Consider the following 17,184-nt stretch of genomic DNA (forward strand, 5'->3'; position numbering starts at 1 on the left):
ATGCTTGTTTCCTTTCAGATGTATGATTTTCTGCATTGTGGAAAAATTATACACAACAAGTAACTGGAGGCGACAACATGGAACAAGAACATAAAGGAATGAAGCAGGCAAAATCGTTATGGTTAGCGGAGAGTCAGAAGCATTCTTTTCCTTCTGCAAGTGAGGATCTCACAGCAGATGTGATTATTGTAGGCGGCGGTATCACCGGTATCGCTACTGCGTTTGAAATGACAGAACGCGGGCTCGATGTCATCATCATTGATGCGGATCAATTACTGCAAGGCACGACCGGACACACGACAGCTAAAATCACCTCACAGCACGATGTGTACTATCATGAGCTGATTCAGCAAATTGGCATGCCAAAAGCCCGTTTGTATGTAGAAGCAAATGAGAAAGCAAAAGATCTCATTCAAGCACGTGTTAAAGAGCACGAAATCGATTGTCAGCTAGAGGTAAAAGATGCTTACCTTTATACAAAGGAAGAAAGCGGCATAAAAAAGTTAAAAAAGGAATTAGATGCCTACAAACAGCTAGGCATTGACCGAGAATGGAAAACAGAGCTTCCTTTTGACACTGACATAAAAGCTGCCCTTGCGATGACGCAGCAGGCACAGTTTCATCCCCTTCATTATCTAAATGCACTGATCGACCAGCTCATTGAGCGAGGTGTGCGTATTTTTGAACAGACAACCGCAGTCGATGTTAAAGAAGGGAAACGGCCTGCTGTCGTCACAAAAAGTGGGCATCATCTGATAGGCCGCTATATCATTACCTGTTCACACTTTCCTTTTTATGATGGCAAAGGACTTTATTTCACTCGAATTCATCCCGAGCAATCTTATGTAGTAGCAGCCAAAACAACCAAGCCGCTTCCAAACGGCATGTACTTAGGAATCGACCAGCCCGCTCACTCTTTAAGAACGGCAGAACTTCACGGTGAAGAAGTGGTTCTCATCGGAGGAGAAGGCCATAAAACCGGACAAGGCGGTGATGAATCCGCACACTATGAAGCACTAGAAAAGTTCGGAAACGATACACTTGGAATTGAGGAGGTTCTTTATCGCTGGTCGACGCACGATATGGTCACTATGGATCAAATCCCTTACATTGGCCACCTGACCAAGCATCATCCGAATATCTTTGTTGCTACCGGCTTTAGAAAATGGGGCATGACCACAAGCCATGTCGCAGCGACTCTTATCGGTGATTTAATTGAGGAGAAATCGAATCCCTACGAATCGATCTTTACACCATCAAGACTTGTTTCTGACTCATTCATCAAAGATTTTATGAAAGAAAATACCAATGTCGCTGCCAAGCTGATCAGCGGTAAATTAAAACGAACTGATCAAACCATTGATGATTTAAAACCAGGCGAAGGCGGCATTGTATCTTATGAACATAAGAAATGCGGTGCCTTTAAATCAGAGGATGGGAATGTCTTTTTTGTCGATACAACATGTACTCACTTAGGCTGTGAAGTCGCTTGGAATAATAGTGACCGCACCTGGGATTGCCCTTGCCACGGTTCACGTTTTTCAATTACTGGAGAAGTAGTAGAAGGCCCAGCAAAGAAACCACTAAAAAGGTCATATAAAGAACAGTAAAATTTCACTGTTTCCCCTTTAAAAAATCCAATATTATCCGATAAAAAACATAAAGTCTGATATTTGTGATGATTATAGGGGGACAATAACATTGTTATTTAAAAAAGATACTAAAAGAAAAAACACTGCTTTTTTCACACAGCAGGATGATGGGATAAAAAGAATCAACTTTTCGGAGAATACGGACATTGCCAAGCAAATTAAAATGATTGATTTGACGCAGCAAGACCTTTTTATATTGAAACAGCTGAATCCAATCGTTCAAGATGATATTGCACATATCGTTGATAAATTTTATAAAAATTTAGAAGTAGAGTCTTCCTTGATGCATATTATTCAAGATAATAGTTCTGTCGAACGTTTGAAAAAAACACTCCGCATTCATATTAGCGAAATGTTTGCAGGTGTGATTGACGATGCCTACGTGGCAAAAAGAATTAAGATTGCACAAGTTCATTTACGGATTGGCCTCCAGCCTAAATGGTATATGGCGGCATTCCAAGACCTTTTGCTTTCAATTATGGATTTATTTGCACAGCATATCCAAGATTTTAAAGAATATCAGACGGCAGTCAAAGCGACGACGAAAATCTTAAATTTAGAGCAGCAGCTTGTCCTAGATACGTTCCAAAATGAATATTCTAAAATTCGTGATGAAGCGGAAGAACAACAGCAAGAGCTTCATACAAAAATTACAGAAACCTCAAATTCGCTTGCTTCTCTCTTCTCCAACACAACAAGTGCAGTGGACAAGCTTGTATCAAAATCTGATGAGATGGCGGATATGTCACAGGCTGGAACGAAAATATCAGCACAGGTCGAAGAAAAATCAATCGGCGGTAAAAAAGAATTAGAAATTCAGCAAACACAAATGAATCAAATTGATGGCAGCATGACAAAGATTGAAACTGAAATTAAACGCTTAGAAGAAATTGCAAAACAAATTGAACAAATTTTCGGGATCGTCACAGGCATAGCAGAGCAAACGAATTTGTTATCTTTAAATGCCTCAATCGAATCTGCTCGAGCAGGTGAACATGGAAAAGGGTTCGCTGTCGTCGCAAACGAGGTTCGTAAATTATCAGAGGACACAAAGAAAACGGTTTCAACTGTGTCAGAGCTTGTCAACAACACAAATTCACAAATCGCCATTGTGTCACAGCATATTGCGGACGTGAATTTACTTGTGACTGACAGTAAAGAAAAAATGACTCAAATCAATTCTCTTTTCGATGATATCGTGAGCAGCATGAACTTAAGTAAGAACCAAAACGGAAAAATTGAAATAGATCTCCAAACATTCCTAAACGAGTTGAAGGAAGTCAAACAAACGGTTTCCCAAGTGGCCAGCTCAGTTGAATCCTTAACGAGTCTGACAAATCGCTAATCCAGTCATTTTTCTTCTGCTTTAGTATAATAGAAGAAAAGATAGAAAAGGCGGGATTTGATTGACAACAATTTGCCTAGTCAGACACGGGGAAACAGATTGGAATGCAGCGAAACGAATTCAAGGGCGAACAGATATCCCTTTAAACGACACAGGTAAATGGCAGGCTGAACAAACTGGACTTTACTTAAAGGATGTCCATTGGCATGTTGTCATTTCCAGTCCATTATCAAGGGCTAAAGAAACAGCTCATTTGATTTTAAAACATGTACACGCACCTCTCGTCATCATGGACGATTTCATTGAACGTGATTATGGTGACGCTGAAGGCATGTCGATTGAGGAGCGCCAGAAGCTGTTTCCAGATAAGCAGTATCCAAATATGGAACCACTTGAGACGATTCAAGATCGAATGTTAGAAGGGATTGAAAAGGTCAAAGCAGCCTATCCAGATCAACATGTCCTGATCGTGGCGCACGGTGCTGCCATCCACGCCTTACTCACCGCTTTAGCTGACGAACATATGGGTCTTCAGAACACGAGACTTGTCAATGCTTGCTTAAATTATGTTGAATGGAAAGATGGTAAATGGAAGGTTCGTGATTACAACGTGGTCAGCCATTTAACTCAATCTTCTCCTTCTTAAAGAACCTGTGATCTTAGCAGGTTCTTTTTTTTATGACAGAAACAATGATAAAATAATATTTTTTTATATCGAAATTCGAAATAGATGCTAGCCTTTTCTACCTATTTAATGACCTTTCGGGTATCGAATGTTTGTCCTGAAATTGATCATGAGAAAAAAAGCACACTTCCTTTTTAATAGGAAAACGCAGAAAAACTAAAATAAACATAATTCACCACCTATTACAAGCGACTTAATTCCCTAATTTCCGCTAGGACTTTCACAAAAATTCAGGTCTACTCTTATTTGCCTACCTCTATTAAACTGAAAATACAGAATAATCAAACGTTTCATTCTTATAGACTACGGATGATTATTCTGAAATAAGAAAAAAGGGATGTGGAATGTGCGTGAAAAAGAAAAATGTGATGACAAGTGTTTTATTGGCTGTCCCTCTTCTGTTTTCATCAGGGTTTGGAGGCACGATGGCAAATGCCGAGACTGCCTCAAAGTCAGAAAGTGAAAAAAGCTATATCGTTGGCTTTAAAGCTTCTGCCACCACAAACAGCTCTAAAAAACAAGCGGTGACTCAAAATGGTGGAAAACTAGAAAAGCAATATCGGCTCATTAATGCTGCACAAGTGAAGATGTCCGAACAAGCCGCAAAAAAACTTGAGCATGACCCTAGCATTGCTTATGTAGAAGAAGACCACAAAGCAGAAGCATATGCACAAACCGTCCCTTATGGTATCCCTCAAATCAAAGCTCCAGCTGTACACGCTCAAGGTTATAAAGGTGCTAACGTCAAAGTAGCTGTCCTTGATACTGGTATCCACGCTGCACACCCTGACTTAAATGTTGCAGGCGGTGCTAGCTTCGTCCCTTCAGAGCCAAATGCCACCCAAGACTTTCAATCACACGGAACTCACGTAGCCGGAACCATTGCTGCTCTTGATAATACAATTGGTGTTCTTGGTGTCGCTCCAAGCGCTTCCTTGTATGCTGTTAAAGTGTTAGACCGTTATGGCGATGGACAATACAGCTGGATTATTAGCGGTATTGAATGGGCTGTTGCCAATAACATGGATGTCATCAATATGAGCTTAGGCGGACCAAGCGGTTCAACAGCGCTTAAAAATGCTGTTGATACAGCAAACAACCGCGGAATCGTTGTTGTTGCTGCTGCAGGTAATTCAGGCTCCACTGGCTCTACAAGTACTGTTGGCTATCCAGCAAAATATGATTCTACAATTGCCGTTGCCAATGTGAACAGCAGCAATGTAAGAAACTCATCTTCTAGCGCAGGTCCTGAATTAGATGTTTCCGCACCTGGTACTTCCATTTTAAGTACAGTACCAAGCAGTGGATACACCTCTTATACTGGAACGTCTATGGCTTCTCCTCATGTAGCAGGAGCAGCAGCGCTTATTCTTTCTAAGAACCCGAATCTATCAAATTCACAGGTTCGCCAGCGCTTAGAAAACACGGCAACACCGCTTGGTAACTCCTTCTATTACGGAAAAGGGTTAATTAACGTTCAAGCGGCTTCTAACTAAACAAGTGTGCAAAAAATCCGGCTGACCCAGCCGGATTTTATTTATTTACTGCTATTTGACGTTCCCTCTTTTTTTGCTGCCTTTTCCATATCCGTGATTCTGTCCATCATCGTAGGATGTCCATAGCGGAATATTTTCACTAGAAGCGGCGGATTGACTTGGGACAGACCTGATTTTGCAAGTTTTTGAAAAGATGTCACCCCCGCCTCCCCATCTTTTGTCAGGTTCACTGCATATTCATCAGCTGCCCGTTCTTGATGCCTTGAAACAGCATTTGTAAAAGGGGAAGCTGCAAATGACAGCATGGATACAATGATCAAAAGAAGCGGAAGAGCAGCGACATCCTGTGGTCCCTTCAGCCGAAATGAGGCAGCTCCCTTTTGATGAAGGTAAAAATAAAGGCGGTCCATTGCAAAAAATCCTGCTAGTGACAGCACTAAATATCCAGCTAGGCCAATATAGACATGCTTCATGACGTAATGGCCCATTTCATGCGCCATGATAAATAAAATTTCCTGATCCTTTAGCTTTTGCAGCGTCGTGTCCCATAAGACAATGCGTTTATTTTCACCAATCCCTGTTACATAAGCGTTCATCGTGTTTGTTTTCTCAGACATATTGACCTCATATACATGATCTGCCGGGATATGCGCTTTTTCTGCAAGCGTTAATATCTTTTTCTCAAGTGCTTGATCCTTTAATGGGTAAAAATCGTTGTATAGCGGATCAATGACGACCGGTTGTATAAAGAAGAGGAAGAGTGTGACTGGGACTGTCAAACACCAGCCATACAGCCACCATAACTTCCTTCTCTTTTGAATAAGCCAAAAGAACACAAGGGCACATAGGGAAAGGAGCGGATATTCAATCCAGAAATCCAGCGTTTGATCCTTTAACCAGCTTGCTGTGCTTTGAGCAGATATTCCGTAGTGTAAAGACAGCTGATAGCCAATCCACTTGATCGGCAATGAAACCAGCATCGTTAGAAGTGACAGCACGAAGACATAAACAAGTTTACTTAAGAATGTGAAACGAGCTGCTGCAAAGCTCCAGTCTGCTAATTTCCGTGAAAACCCTGAAATGAGCAAAAGGAAAAAGACGTACCAATCTAACGGGATTGTCATAAAGTACAGCAGGTTACGTATTTTCGAGAAATTCTCGCTGATGACAAGCTCATGGCTTGTCATAAAGGTATGCGGGTCTGCACTTGTCCCTTTCACACTTTCAGGAACAGATGAATCACCCATTAGAAACAAATAAAAATAAATAAACAGACCGTACAATATGTATGCTAACGTTGCAAGAGCTACCCATTTACGTACACGCACAGGTCAGCCTCCTTTCCATCCCTCTCTTTATTCTAATCACGCACACTTTTGTTTAGAACCTGTCTCATTTGCCTCCATCATAGCATGCCCCATCTGCAAAAGCTTGAGCGGAAAAAATGATTATGCTTCTAAAAAACCGGGGAAGCTATAGGTAAAACAGTGAGTTGGAGGATCAAAATGAAGAAAATTCTTGCAGGAATTGTGATCTTTGGACTTTTACTGATCACCTTCTTTTATGTGTTCAGCAGGACTAGTGACATTTTCGATGAGAATCGAGCAGAAAAATTATTGCTTTCACCGTCGAATCAGTCCATTTCTTATGAAATAGATGATAAAGACACAGCTGAAGATTTAATTGAAGAATTAAACAAAGGCAAACAAACAAGCAATCATCTTAAGAAAAATATAAAAAAACCTGATTATATTGCCAAGGTGATGTTTGGACGAACAAACGGCACCACCTTTCAGCTATGGACCAACCGTTCTCAGGTCGTTTTTTTAGTAGATGGCACGTATTATGAACTGAATCAAAAACAGTCAAATTCTTTTCAGAAACAGTTAAAAGAAGCCATTCAAAAGGGAGTCTCTTCATAAGAGACTCCCAGATTGTTGACAAAGGGCTAAAATGATCTTGATTTTAGCCCTTTGTCTTCTTTTCAGCGTGATATGAAAACCCTTGAAGTCTAGGAAGGCCGAGTACTGGCGCGGAGCGAATTTGATATTCGTGAGCACCAGCACGCAGAACTGACACCGAATGCGAGGGTTTATCTTCACGCTGAGGAGCTTCTTCATAAGAGACTCCCCTTTTTTATTTACTTTCTTCTGTTTGATACTTGTCCTTTAGCGCTCTTCTTAAAATTTTACCTGTTGTGTTCTTTGGAATATCATCTATGAAATGGATCGTTTGGGGCTGCTTATATTTCGCTAAATAGCGTGAACAATGTATGATGATGTCTTCTTGATTGATGTGAGCATGTTTCTTAGGGGAAATGTAACAGACGACAGCCTCACCTGTGTTTGGATCTGGCACACCGATGACGACGGCTTCTGCTACAGCTTCATGTTGATAAAGCACTTCTTCTACTTCTCTTGGATAGACATTATAACCGCCAACGAGAATCATATCCTTTTTTCGATCGACAATATAAATATATCCATCTTCATCTCTTCTCGCCAGATCACCTGTATACAGCCACCCGTCCCGCAATGCAGCTTCAGTATCTTCTGGCATTTGATAATAGCCTTTCATGATGTTTGGCCCTTTTGCAATGAGTTCTCCGACTTCATTCGGACCGACTTCCTCTCCAAGCTCATTCACGATCTTATTCTTCACATTCATAATGTCGGTCCCGACTGAACCCGGTTTTCTTTTTCCATCAAGAGGATTGAAAGCAGTCACTGGGGAAGCCTCTGATAATCCATAGCCCTCCAGCACCGTGACACCGAACTTTTTCTCAAAACCGTGTAGTAAAGCAACAGGCATCGAGGCACCACCTGATATACAAATCCTCACTGATGTCATCGCTTCATCATGACCGTCTTGGCGGTATAAATAGTTATACATGGTTGGAACACCAACAAATAGCGTGGGTTTTTCTTTTTCCATCATGCGCAAAAGCTCAGATGGGCTGAAATGCGGCAGGACATAAATGGTCGCGCCATGAATCAACGGTGCATTCATACAGACCGTTAAACAAAATACATGGAACATGGGCAAAGCAGCAATGACCTTGTCCCTTTCATCAATCGATAGGTACTCAGCAATGTCTCTGGCATTTGAATAAAGGTTGAAATGAGTCAGCATCGCACCCTTTGGTTTTCCTGTCGTGCCAGATGTAAATAAAATAACCGCAGTATCGTCAGGCTGAATGGAAGGATGTGTCGTTTCTGGCGCATGTCCAGACACAAGCTTTCCAAAGAAGACAAGACGATTAGATACTTCCTTAAAACTTGATCTGCACGCCGATTCATTTTCTGCACAAATTATCACTCGTTCAATAGCCGGAAGCTGTTCATACACCTGCTCGTATACTGGCAAAAGCTGATCAGGTGCAACAATGCCTTTTACATCTCCTGTGATCAGCATATATCCAATTTCACTTGGCGTGTATGTTGGATTGACAGGTACAACGACAAGCCCTGCCTTCAATGCACCAAAAAAAGAAATGACGAAATGCGGTGAATTTCCTAAAATAAGCGCGATATGTTCCCCAGCTTGAAACCCTTCGTTGACTAAGCCATCTGCAAAACGCTCGACACTTGTCATCAGCTCTCGATAGGTCCACTTCTTTCCTTCAAAGACCAGTGCGATACTTTCTCCCTTGGTCATCGCAGTCTGCTCAAGATTTTTGATCAATTCCATTCTCCCACCCCTTATGCGTCGTTAATGAATGAATAGCCATTCATTTTATGGCCAAGCATTCCTCCTTTCTATTATAATAGACAATCGAAAAAATCCACAAGATCAAATGTTAATCGCTTTCATTTCTTTTAATCAAAAAAGCACCGCTATCTCTAGCCGTGCTTGTCCCCCGCTTAATAAATCAAATCAAGAAAATCTTCTTTCGATACGTTGCCGAAATAGTGGCGCATATCCATATCTTCTAATACGTCGCTGATGGTTTTACGATCATATTGCTGTCCGATCAGTCTTTTTTCAATATCGGCAATATCCCCCACACCAAAGAAGTCACCAAAGATCTTGCAGTCTTGGATCATGCCTTTTTTCACCTCTAAACGCAGATCGATCGAGCCAGCTGAGAACCGCTTAGAGTGCTGCAAATTAAACTTAGGTGAACGGCCGTAGTTCCATTCCCATTTTTGATATCGATCCTGGGAAATTTCATGGATCTTTTGCCAATCCTTTTCAGTCAGTTGATATCGAGGCACGTCCCCATCCGTATCAAAAATGTAGCTTAAAAGAATTTTTCTAAATTCCTCTGTTGTCATTTTTTGATCCATTAGTTCGCTAATATTCGCGACCCTGCTTCTAATGGATTTAATGCCTTTAGATTCAATCTTTTCTTTTTTCACATTTAATGCAGAGACGACATGTTCAATTTCTGAATCAAATAGCAGTGTGCCATGACTGAAAATACGTCCTCGTGTGGCGAACTGGGCATTTCCAGAAATTTTGCGTCCATCTGCCATGATGTCATTTCTGCCGCTTAATTCAGCTTTGACTCCTAGCTTTTCAAGTGCTTTGATGACTGGCTCCGTGAACTTTTTAAAGTTATGGAAGCTGTCCCCGTCATCTTTTGTAATAAAGCTGAAGTTTAAGTTTCCTTTGTCATGGTAAACTGCACCACCGCCGGATAGGCGGCGAACGACTTTAATTCCATTATCTTCCACATACTTTGTATTGATTTCTTCTATTGTATTTTGGTTCTTTCCAATGATAATCGACGGCTGGTTGATGTAAAACAGCAAATACGTTTCTTCTGGATCTAAATATTTTAAGCAATACTCTTCAATTGCCAGATTAATCATTGGGTCAACATGTTGTTCGTTATCGATAAACAGCATCTCTATCTTCCTTCCTTGTTCCATCTAAGCCCTGAATGGGCAAGCTGTATACTGCCAGTATATAGTGTCTGCGCTTCATTGACTAGGTCTTTATGCCGTCCGAAATGAGGGAGATGAGTGATGATGAGCTCCCCAACCTTTGCTTCATTTGCAATCTTCCCCACTTCTGTACTGTTCATATGTCCTGCACCTGATCCGTCTTGTCCTGCGTAAAAATTGCTTTCGGCGATCAGTAGATCTGCATTTTTACTAAACGGGATAAAAGCGTCCTGATAGCTTGAATCTGCTGTATACACCACCACAGCATCATCTGTCTCAATTCTCATAGCATAGCATTCTACCGGATGAACCGTTTTCAAAAAATAAATTTGAAATGGGCCGATTTGCATGCCTTCTGCCGGATGATAAGGCTTTGCTTTTGTATGTACATGATCAGAAAGCCGATCAAATGCCTCTTGATCACCAGTATGTCCATAGATCGGAAGCGGACCGCTGCTTTTCCCTAAATGATAACCCACTAATTTCGCATATTGGAGAGGTCCTATATCAGCAATATGATCGTGATGATAATGAGAAAGGAGAACAGCATCTAGTTCTTCTATATCAATGGTTTGCTGAAGCTTAGAAAGAACACCGCTCCCGCAGTCTACAAGCAGCCGGAAACCATCTGATTCAAAAAGATAACCTGATGTCGCCTCACCGGCTGCTGGAAACCCTCCGTAGCATCCAATCACGGTTAATTTCATCGTCATTCTTCCCTCCTTTTGTAAAAATCCCCTTCTTACAATATACCCATTTTTCATGAAAAAAGCATTCTTCTTGCCTATTGTTACAAAACAGATTGACAATTATTAATCTGTTATAATACAATGATAGCAACAAAATGTATTGGAGGATGACAAATGCTAGGAAAAATCACTGAGTTTTTTAGAAATTTGCCCTCAAAGAAATGCACAAAATGTGGAAATGATTTAATGGAACAGCACGAGTGTTACGGTAATGAATGTGAGGAATGCTCACAAGTAAGTTATCTTAAATAAGGGAATAAATTGAATAAAAAAGCACTTTTTTCTTCCGTCGTCAGTTGGAGTCAAAAGTGCTTTTTATTTTTTCAGAAAAATAGGTAAAAAGGTAAAACTCTTGTCATAAAAGGGTTTTTTAGTATTTTCATATGATGACTTTTAGTTCTGAAGACACTTTTTATTGACTTAAAACAACGGAGGAGGTTCGAAGTATTCATTTTTTCAAACAATTTTGTATTTTCTCAATATAATTTAATCATGGACGAACCTCTTTAATTTTAGTTATACTTTAATTCATATATTAAAACTTAATATGATGGGAATATTCCTTTAATGAATAAGTTAGGGAGGAAATCTATGAAAAAATTAAAATTCGGATTAGCTACACAAATCCTAATCGGTCTTATTCTCGGCGTCGTTGTTGGTGCGATCTTTTTCGGTAACCCAGGTGTTGAGACATACTTAAAACCAATTGGAGACTTCTTCTTAAGACTCATTAAGATGATTGTCATACCGATTGTCGTCTCTAGCTTAATTTTAGGTGTTGCAGGTGCCGGTGATGGTAAAAAAGTAGGGAAGCTCGGTTTTAGAACCATTCTTTATTTTGAAATTATCACAACATTTGCGATTATCCTTGGTCTTGTACTTGCTAACTTTGTTCAACCTGGTGCGGGCGTTGACTTTGGACATACGGAAAAACAAGATATTAGCCAGTATGTTGAAACGGAAAAAGAGCAAAGCAGTAAATCAGTTGCTGATACGTTCCTTCATATCGTTCCAACGAACTTCTTCCAATCATTGGCGGAAGGTGATTTGCTTGCGATTATTTTCTTCACTGTCTTATTTGCACTCGGCGTTTCAGCCATTGGTGAACGCGGTAAACCAGTGCTCGCCTTCTTTGAAGGTGTATCACATGCCATGTTCCATGTCGTCAATGTTGTGATGAAAGCTGCACCATTTGGTGTCTTCGCACTCATTGGTGTAACAGTTTCAAAATTTGGTCTTGAATCTCTTATTTCATTAGGTAAGCTTGTAGGTCTTGTTTATTTTGCGCTGGCTCTCTTCCTTATCGTTGTATTCGGAATTATTGGAAAGATGATCGGCGTCAATATTTTCAGATTTCTTGCTTACATGAAAGACGAAATGCTTCTTGCCTTTAGTACATCAAGCTCTGAAACAGTTTTACCAAGAGTCATGGATAAAATGGAGCGCATCGGATGTCCAAAAGGAATTGTCTCTTTCGTTATCCCAATCGGTTATACGTTTAACCTGGACGGCTCCGTCTTGTATCAAGCCATCGCTGCGCTTTTCCTTGCACAGGTATATGGCATTGACCTCACGATCGTACAGCAGCTCACACTTGTTCTTGTGCTGATGGTGACATCAAAGGGAATGGCTGCCGTTCCTGGTACTTCATTTGTCGTATTACTCGCAACACTAGGAACGATCGGTGTACCTGCTGAAGGTCTTGCATTTATTGCAGGTGTTGACCGTATCATGGATATGGCGCGAACTGTTGTCAACTTAACAGGTAATGCACTTGCAGCTGTCGTGATGTCTAAATGGGAAGGGCAATATGACCCTGAAAAAGGACATCGTGTGATGACTGGACAAGATGTTCCTGAGCCAACACAGCTTTCAAGCTAATCAAAAAGAACCCCGATAGATGGGGTTCTTTTTGATTGTTGACAAAGGGCTGAAATGATCTTTATTTTCGCCCTTTGTCTTCTGTTCAGCGTGATAGAAAACCTTTGAAGTCTAGGGTGCGGAGCGAATTTTACATTCGTGAGTACCAGTACTCAGGACTGACACAGAATGCGAGGGTTTGTCTACACGCTGAGAACCCCAATAGTCGAGGTTCTTTTTTTATGCTGTGATTAATTTGGATTGAACATAGTCGTAAAGGAGATTGGCTGTATGAATCAGTGAATCTTCATGGGTTCTTTCAAAAGCATGTGAAGAGTCAATGCCAGGTCCAATCAGTCCATGAATGATATCATGCCCTGCTCTAATCGCTGCTGATGCATCAGAGCCATAATAAGGGTAAATATCAAGACGGTAATCAATTTCATTTGCTTCAGCTAATGCTGCTAAATGCTTGCGTAAACCATAATGATAAGGACCGCTTGAATCCTTCACACAAATCGACACACTATATTCATCTGTTGATTGACCATCACCGATCGCTCCCATATCGACAGCTAGATATTCCACCGTTTCTTCTGGAATATTCGAATTTCCACCGTATCCAATTTCTTCATTATTTGAAATTAAGAAGTGTGTCGTATGTGGCAAAGTGATGTTTTCCGTTTGAATCCGGTGAATTAAACGCAGCAATAACGCCACACTTGCCTTGTCATCAAGGTGTCTTGATTTAATAAAGCCTGAAGACGTCACTTCTACTCTAGGGTCAAACGAGATAAAGTCCCCTACTTGAATCCCAAGTGCTTTGACATCGTCTGCCTTTTTCACCTTTTCATCGAGACGAATCTCCATATTTTCTTGGTTTCGTTTCGCTTTTCCAGCATCCTCATATACGTGAACTGACGTTTGATGCATGAGGATTGTTCCTGTATATGTACGACCTGATGCTGTTTCAATTTCACAATACTCGCCTTCGATTGAGTTATACTGAAAGCCCCCGATGAGTGCAAGACGAATTCGGCCATTTGATTTAATTTCCTTTACCATTGCACCGAGCGTATCGACATGCGCTGTCAGCATACGGTGTTCCTCGTCATCTGCTCCTTTTATTGTGGCAATTAATCCGCCTTTTCGATTACGCTTTGTCTCAATATTCAGATCTTGTAAAAAACGTTCAACAAAGCCGATCACCTTTTCTGTATTCCCTGATGGACTTGGGATCGATACGAGCTTTTGAATAAGTTGAATTGTTTCGTTTACTTCAGTCGTCATTCGGCATTTCCTCCTTTGTCTGAAAGCAATTCTTTCCATGTATGCCTTTTTCAGCATCTCTTCTTAAAATATATCGCTTCGGGTTCCTGATGTCTAATTTCTAATAGAAAAAACCCTTTCTCTATGAAGAGAAAGGATTCATTCATTACGCTTCTTCTTGTTTCATTTTTCTCACGTTCCAAGCAAAGTATGCTGTTGTTGCGGCCATCATGATGATGGCAACTGTTCCAAGGATCGCTGCTTGGTGCCATAAATAGCTGTCATCACCGCTTGCAATGATCGTTCTAAATCCGTTGATTGTATACGTCATTGGAAGCAGACTATGAATGACTTGGAAGAATTTTGGGACGAGCTCAAGCGGGAATGTACCCGCACTTGCTGCAAGCTGAAGAACCAAGATAATGACAGCGATGAAGCGCCCTGGGTTCCCCGTTGTTGTCGCCAGAAGCTGAATGATCGCTAGGAACGTCAGACTGACGACGATCGCAAAGAGATAGAAGCGCCAGAGACTCTCCACCTCAAGACCAAGTCCAAAGATGAGCATGGAGCTTGCAATGACTGCCTGTAAGATACCGACAAGCAGGAGCACACTATATTTGCTGACAAACCATTCAAACGCATTTCTAGGGCGTCCAGCAGGGTCTTTCATTGGGAATACAACGGTGAGCATGAGAGCTCCTACAAAGAGTCCCATGGATAAGATATAAGGCGTGAGCCCTGTTCCGTAATTATCAATCTTTTTTGCTGTATCGTTTTCTGTTTTGACTGGACTCGCAATCATATTGTAATTGTCCTGATCCGCATCAATTTCACCTGTTTCATCCGCGGCGCTTTTCAATTTATCGGACAGCTTCCCTGTACCGCTCTTTAAGTCGCCTAATCCTTTATCAAGCGATTTTGAGCCTTCAGCAAGTTTAGATGAGTTGCTTTGGATACTCGTTGAACCACTTTCTAGCTTATTTAACGCTGCGCTAAGCTGGCTTGAACCATTTGCAAGCTTATCCGCACCACTTTTCGCTGTATCAAGCTTTCCATTTGCTGTTTGCAGGCCTTCTTGTAATTGCCCTTGACCTGTTTGAAGCTTAAGTGCACCTTGATACAATTTATTCGTACCAGATGTCATTTGATCAATGGCATTTTGTATCGCGACTGTAGATGTGTATAGCTGTTCTGTTTTCTTTGGCAGCTGTTTTACTTGCTGCAGCTGTGCTTTTGCCGAAGCAACCGCAGATTGAACTTCACTAGCATCGGGTAGTTCCTGCAAGGCTGCTAAGCTTTGCTCAAGTCCAGAAAGGTCAGGCAGTTCAATTTTAGGAAGGCTTTCGAGCTGATCCATTGCCGCCTTTTTCTCTTCGTCTGTCATTGAGCTGTTTTGAATAATGCTTTTCACTTTTGCATCTCGATTAGACAGTGCTTCTTTTAATGAAGCAAGTTTTGTATTGAACGTTTGTGCGTCTTTTTTCACCTGATCTAGTTTAGGCGCCATCTTTTCAAGATTCGCTAATTCTGGTGAAGACAATACTTTTTCTACTGCTGCAATTTTTTCCGAAAATGACTGTGCTTTATTGTTTAGCTGCTCAATGCCTGCTGTGAATTGCGGCATTTTAGAAGCAAGCTGCTGATGTCCTTCAAGGCTTGTGTTTAACCCTTCGGTCAACGTATCAATCCCTGTGCCAAGCTCTCCAAATTTCTGATCGATGGTTTGATAGCCCGTTAAGAGCTGACCAAGCCCGCTGTCAAGAGAATGGATCCCTGTGTTCAGTTCACCCATTTTTCCTGCGAACTGATGAACGCCTTCACTATATGTTAACGTTCCTTCAGCCAATTTCGCCAGATTGTCTTTTAACTTTTTACTGCCATCTTTTGCGCTTTTTGTTCCGTCATCAATTTTCTTCGCACCATCGCTTGCTTGATCTAATCCTTTTGCAATGGTTTTGAAGTTATCAAAGATGACCTCTGCATAGTTTTCTGTGACTTCCTTTGAAACCGAATCTTTTAATTTGATAATGGCATTATTCGCAATTTGTGACGCAGCATAGTTTGCGCCTGGATTCGTATAATATTTCAAATTCGATTTTTTCGGATGTTTGTCTAGCACTGTACTTGCATTTTTAGAGAAATCTTTCGGTATTTCTACGACGAGATAATAGTCCTCGTTATTTAATCCCTTGACGGCCTTTTCTTCACTATCGACAAAGTGCCATTTAAAACTATCGTTCTTCTTCAATTCCTTCACCAAATCATCGCCGACTTGAAGTGTTTTGCCATCATAATGACTGCCTTCATCCAAGTTGACAACCGCTACAGGTAATTGATCAACTGTACCATATGGATCCCAGTAAGCCTTTAAAAATACACCACTATAAATCAGCGGAATAAATAAGACAGCTAAAATCGGGATCAGTAGTTTTTTGCTCGTCACAATGTCTTTCCATTGATTCCGAATTAAATTCATTGCTGTTTTCCTCCCATAGATGAATGACTAAATTGACAATTTGGTCATTTGAACTTAAAAAAAATTACGCTGTTGTAGAAAGCCCTTTTAGTACATAAAGCTCGAGCGATTCGGCTACTTCTCCTTTTGTTAAAGGCTCGTATCGCTTTTCCCAATCAAAAATAAGTGCAATATATAGTTTCACCATCACAAATGCAGTCAATTCAGGATCACAAGGCTTAATGTCGCCTTTATCAATCGCTTCTTTTACTTTTGTTTTAATATAGCGAATGATCATTTGCTCCATTTTTTCAATCATTTCCTTGACCGCGGACGTGCCAAGCTCCGCATTTTCCTGAAAGATTTTTATTGTGAGCTGGTGGTTTTTTCGAAATTCCAATATTGCAAAGAGTGCTAAGTGAAGGTTTTCAGAGAAACTATTCTTCTCATCAATTGAATCATCAGCAATTTTTCTCATCTCCATTAAAAGGGAAGTGAAAATTTCATCAAACAGCTCTTCTTTGTTTTTGAAAAAGGTATAAATGGTTCCTTTTCCGACGTTGGCAAGCTTCGCTACAAGGTCCATTGTCGTGGCTTTATACCCGAATTGAGTAAATGCCTTCGTGGCCCCATCTAAAATCATTTGTCTCCTATCAACACTCATGATCTCACTCCCGAAAATGACTATTTGAACGTTTTGGTCATTAAGTACAGAAAGTAATATACCATATCCTTTTCTACAGATGCAACTACTTTGTTCACTTTTATTATTCACAACTCT

14 protein-coding genes are annotated in these 17,184 nt (G+C 40.8%); 7 read left to right on the forward strand and 7 right to left on the reverse strand.

Going from position 1 to position 17,184, the window contains the following annotated elements; genetic code table 11:
- Positions 1-77: 77 nt before the first annotated feature.
- The 4 genes from R0K30_RS13465 to R0K30_RS13480 all read left to right on the forward strand — a co-directional run bounded on the left by R0K30_RS13465 (position 78) and on the right by R0K30_RS13480 (position 5,178).
- Positions 78-1,610 (forward strand): FAD-dependent oxidoreductase, encoded by a 1,533-nt coding sequence (locus R0K30_RS13465; protein WP_410611198.1) that lies wholly within the window; start codon positions 78-80, stop codon positions 1,608-1,610.
- A 25-nt stretch (positions 1,611-1,635) separates the two neighbouring features.
- Positions 1,636-2,997, forward strand: coding sequence for a globin-coupled sensor protein (locus tag R0K30_RS13470; protein ID WP_370461122.1), 1,362 nt, complete (start codon positions 1,636-1,638; stop codon positions 2,995-2,997).
- A gap of 61 nt (positions 2,998-3,058) precedes the next feature.
- Entirely contained in the window at positions 3,059-3,643 is a 585-nt protein-coding gene (locus R0K30_RS13475) for a histidine phosphatase family protein (RefSeq protein ID WP_410611200.1), read from the forward strand.
- A gap of 389 nt (positions 3,644-4,032) precedes the next feature.
- Positions 4,033-5,178 (forward strand): serine alkaline protease SapB, encoded by a 1,146-nt coding sequence (locus R0K30_RS13480; RefSeq protein WP_230030951.1) that lies wholly within the window; start codon positions 4,033-4,035, stop codon positions 5,176-5,178.
- Between the two features lie 41 nt (positions 5,179-5,219).
- On the opposite strand, the gene R0K30_RS13485 is transcribed toward R0K30_RS13480, so the two are convergent.
- Positions 5,220-6,506 carry a M48 family metallopeptidase gene (locus R0K30_RS13485; RefSeq protein WP_230030952.1) on the reverse strand — a complete coding sequence of 429 codons (1,287 nt, stop codon included), beginning with the start codon at positions 6,504-6,506 and terminating at the stop codon, positions 5,220-5,222.
- A 177-nt stretch (positions 6,507-6,683) separates the two neighbouring features.
- On the opposite strand from R0K30_RS13485, the gene R0K30_RS13490 reads away from it, so the two are divergent.
- Entirely contained in the window at positions 6,684-7,100 is a 417-nt protein-coding gene (locus R0K30_RS13490; protein WP_230030953.1) for a YhfM domain-containing protein, read from the forward strand.
- A 214-nt stretch (positions 7,101-7,314) separates the two neighbouring features.
- On the opposite strand, the gene R0K30_RS13495 is transcribed toward R0K30_RS13490, so the two are convergent.
- The 3 genes from R0K30_RS13495 to R0K30_RS13505 form a co-directional block, all read right to left on the reverse strand.
- Positions 7,315-8,868: a fatty acid--CoA ligase family protein gene (locus R0K30_RS13495; RefSeq protein ID WP_410611203.1), complete on the reverse strand. Its 1,554-nt coding sequence runs from the start codon at positions 8,866-8,868 to the stop codon at positions 7,315-7,317.
- 173 nt (positions 8,869-9,041) lie between these two features.
- Positions 9,042-10,031, reverse strand: coding sequence for a lipoate--protein ligase (gene lplA, locus R0K30_RS13500; RefSeq protein ID WP_099728523.1), 990 nt, complete (start codon positions 10,029-10,031; stop codon positions 9,042-9,044).
- Between the two features lie 2 nt (positions 10,032-10,033).
- Complete coding sequence (locus R0K30_RS13505) at positions 10,034-10,777, reverse strand: MBL fold metallo-hydrolase (protein WP_410611255.1); 744 nt, start codon at positions 10,775-10,777, stop codon at positions 10,034-10,036.
- Between the two features lie 156 nt (positions 10,778-10,933).
- Between R0K30_RS13505 and yhfH the strand changes: the two genes are divergently transcribed.
- Positions 10,934-11,071 (forward strand): protein YhfH, encoded by a 138-nt coding sequence (gene yhfH / locus R0K30_RS13510; protein ID WP_008359029.1) that lies wholly within the window; start codon positions 10,934-10,936, stop codon positions 11,069-11,071.
- Positions 11,072-11,410: 339 nt separating this feature from the next.
- Positions 11,411-12,700, forward strand: coding sequence for a glutamate/proton symporter GltT (gene gltT, locus R0K30_RS13515; RefSeq protein WP_099728525.1), 1,290 nt, complete (start codon positions 11,411-11,413; stop codon positions 12,698-12,700).
- 219 nt (positions 12,701-12,919) lie between these two features.
- Here the strand turns inward: gltT and R0K30_RS13520 are convergent, their stop codons facing one another.
- The 3 genes from R0K30_RS13520 to R0K30_RS13530 form a co-directional block, all read right to left on the reverse strand.
- Entirely contained in the window at positions 12,920-13,969 is a 1,050-nt protein-coding gene (locus tag R0K30_RS13520) for a M42 family metallopeptidase (RefSeq protein ID WP_099728526.1), read from the reverse strand.
- Positions 13,970-14,114: 145 nt separating this feature from the next.
- Positions 14,115-16,424 (reverse strand): YhgE/Pip family protein, encoded by a 2,310-nt coding sequence (locus tag R0K30_RS13525; protein ID WP_410611206.1) that lies wholly within the window; start codon positions 16,422-16,424, stop codon positions 14,115-14,117.
- A 64-nt stretch (positions 16,425-16,488) separates the two neighbouring features.
- A complete protein-coding gene (locus R0K30_RS13530) occupies positions 16,489-17,067 on the reverse strand; it encodes a TetR/AcrR family transcriptional regulator (RefSeq protein ID WP_410611208.1) in 579 nt (192 codons plus the stop codon).
- Positions 17,068-17,184 lie beyond the last annotated feature (117 nt).

The sequence above is a fragment of the Bacillus sp. SIMBA_154 genome (assembly GCF_046536015.1).
Taxonomy (GTDB): Bacteria; Bacillota; Bacilli; order Bacillales; family Bacillaceae; genus Bacillus; species Bacillus pumilus_P.

Coding starts and splice junctions, on each gene's coding strand:
- R0K30_RS13465 (WP_410611198.1), top strand. CDS start 78: ATGGAACAAGAACATAAAGGAATGAAGCAGGCAAAATCGTTATGGTTA.
- R0K30_RS13490 (WP_230030953.1), top strand. CDS start 6,684: ATGAAGAAAATTCTTGCAGGAATTGTGATCTTTGGACTTTTACTGATC.
- R0K30_RS13495 (WP_410611203.1), bottom strand. CDS start 8,868: ATGGAATTGATCAAAAATCTTGAGCAGACTGCGATGACCAAGGGAGAA.
- lplA (WP_099728523.1), bottom strand. CDS start 10,031: ATGCTGTTTATCGATAACGAACAACATGTTGACCCAATGATTAATCTG.
- R0K30_RS13505 (WP_410611255.1), bottom strand. CDS start 10,777: ATGAAATTAACCGTGATTGGATGCTACGGAGGGTTTCCAGCAGCCGGT.
- yhfH (WP_008359029.1), top strand. CDS start 10,934: ATGCTAGGAAAAATCACTGAGTTTTTTAGAAATTTGCCCTCAAAGAAA.
- gltT (WP_099728525.1), top strand. CDS start 11,411: ATGAAAAAATTAAAATTCGGATTAGCTACACAAATCCTAATCGGTCTT.
- R0K30_RS13520 (WP_099728526.1), bottom strand. CDS start 13,969: ATGACGACTGAAGTAAACGAAACAATTCAACTTATTCAAAAGCTCGTA.
- R0K30_RS13525 (WP_410611206.1), bottom strand. CDS start 16,424: ATGAATTTAATTCGGAATCAATGGAAAGACATTGTGACGAGCAAAAAA.
- R0K30_RS13530 (WP_410611208.1), bottom strand. CDS start 17,067: ATGAGTGTTGATAGGAGACAAATGATTTTAGATGGGGCCACGAAGGCA.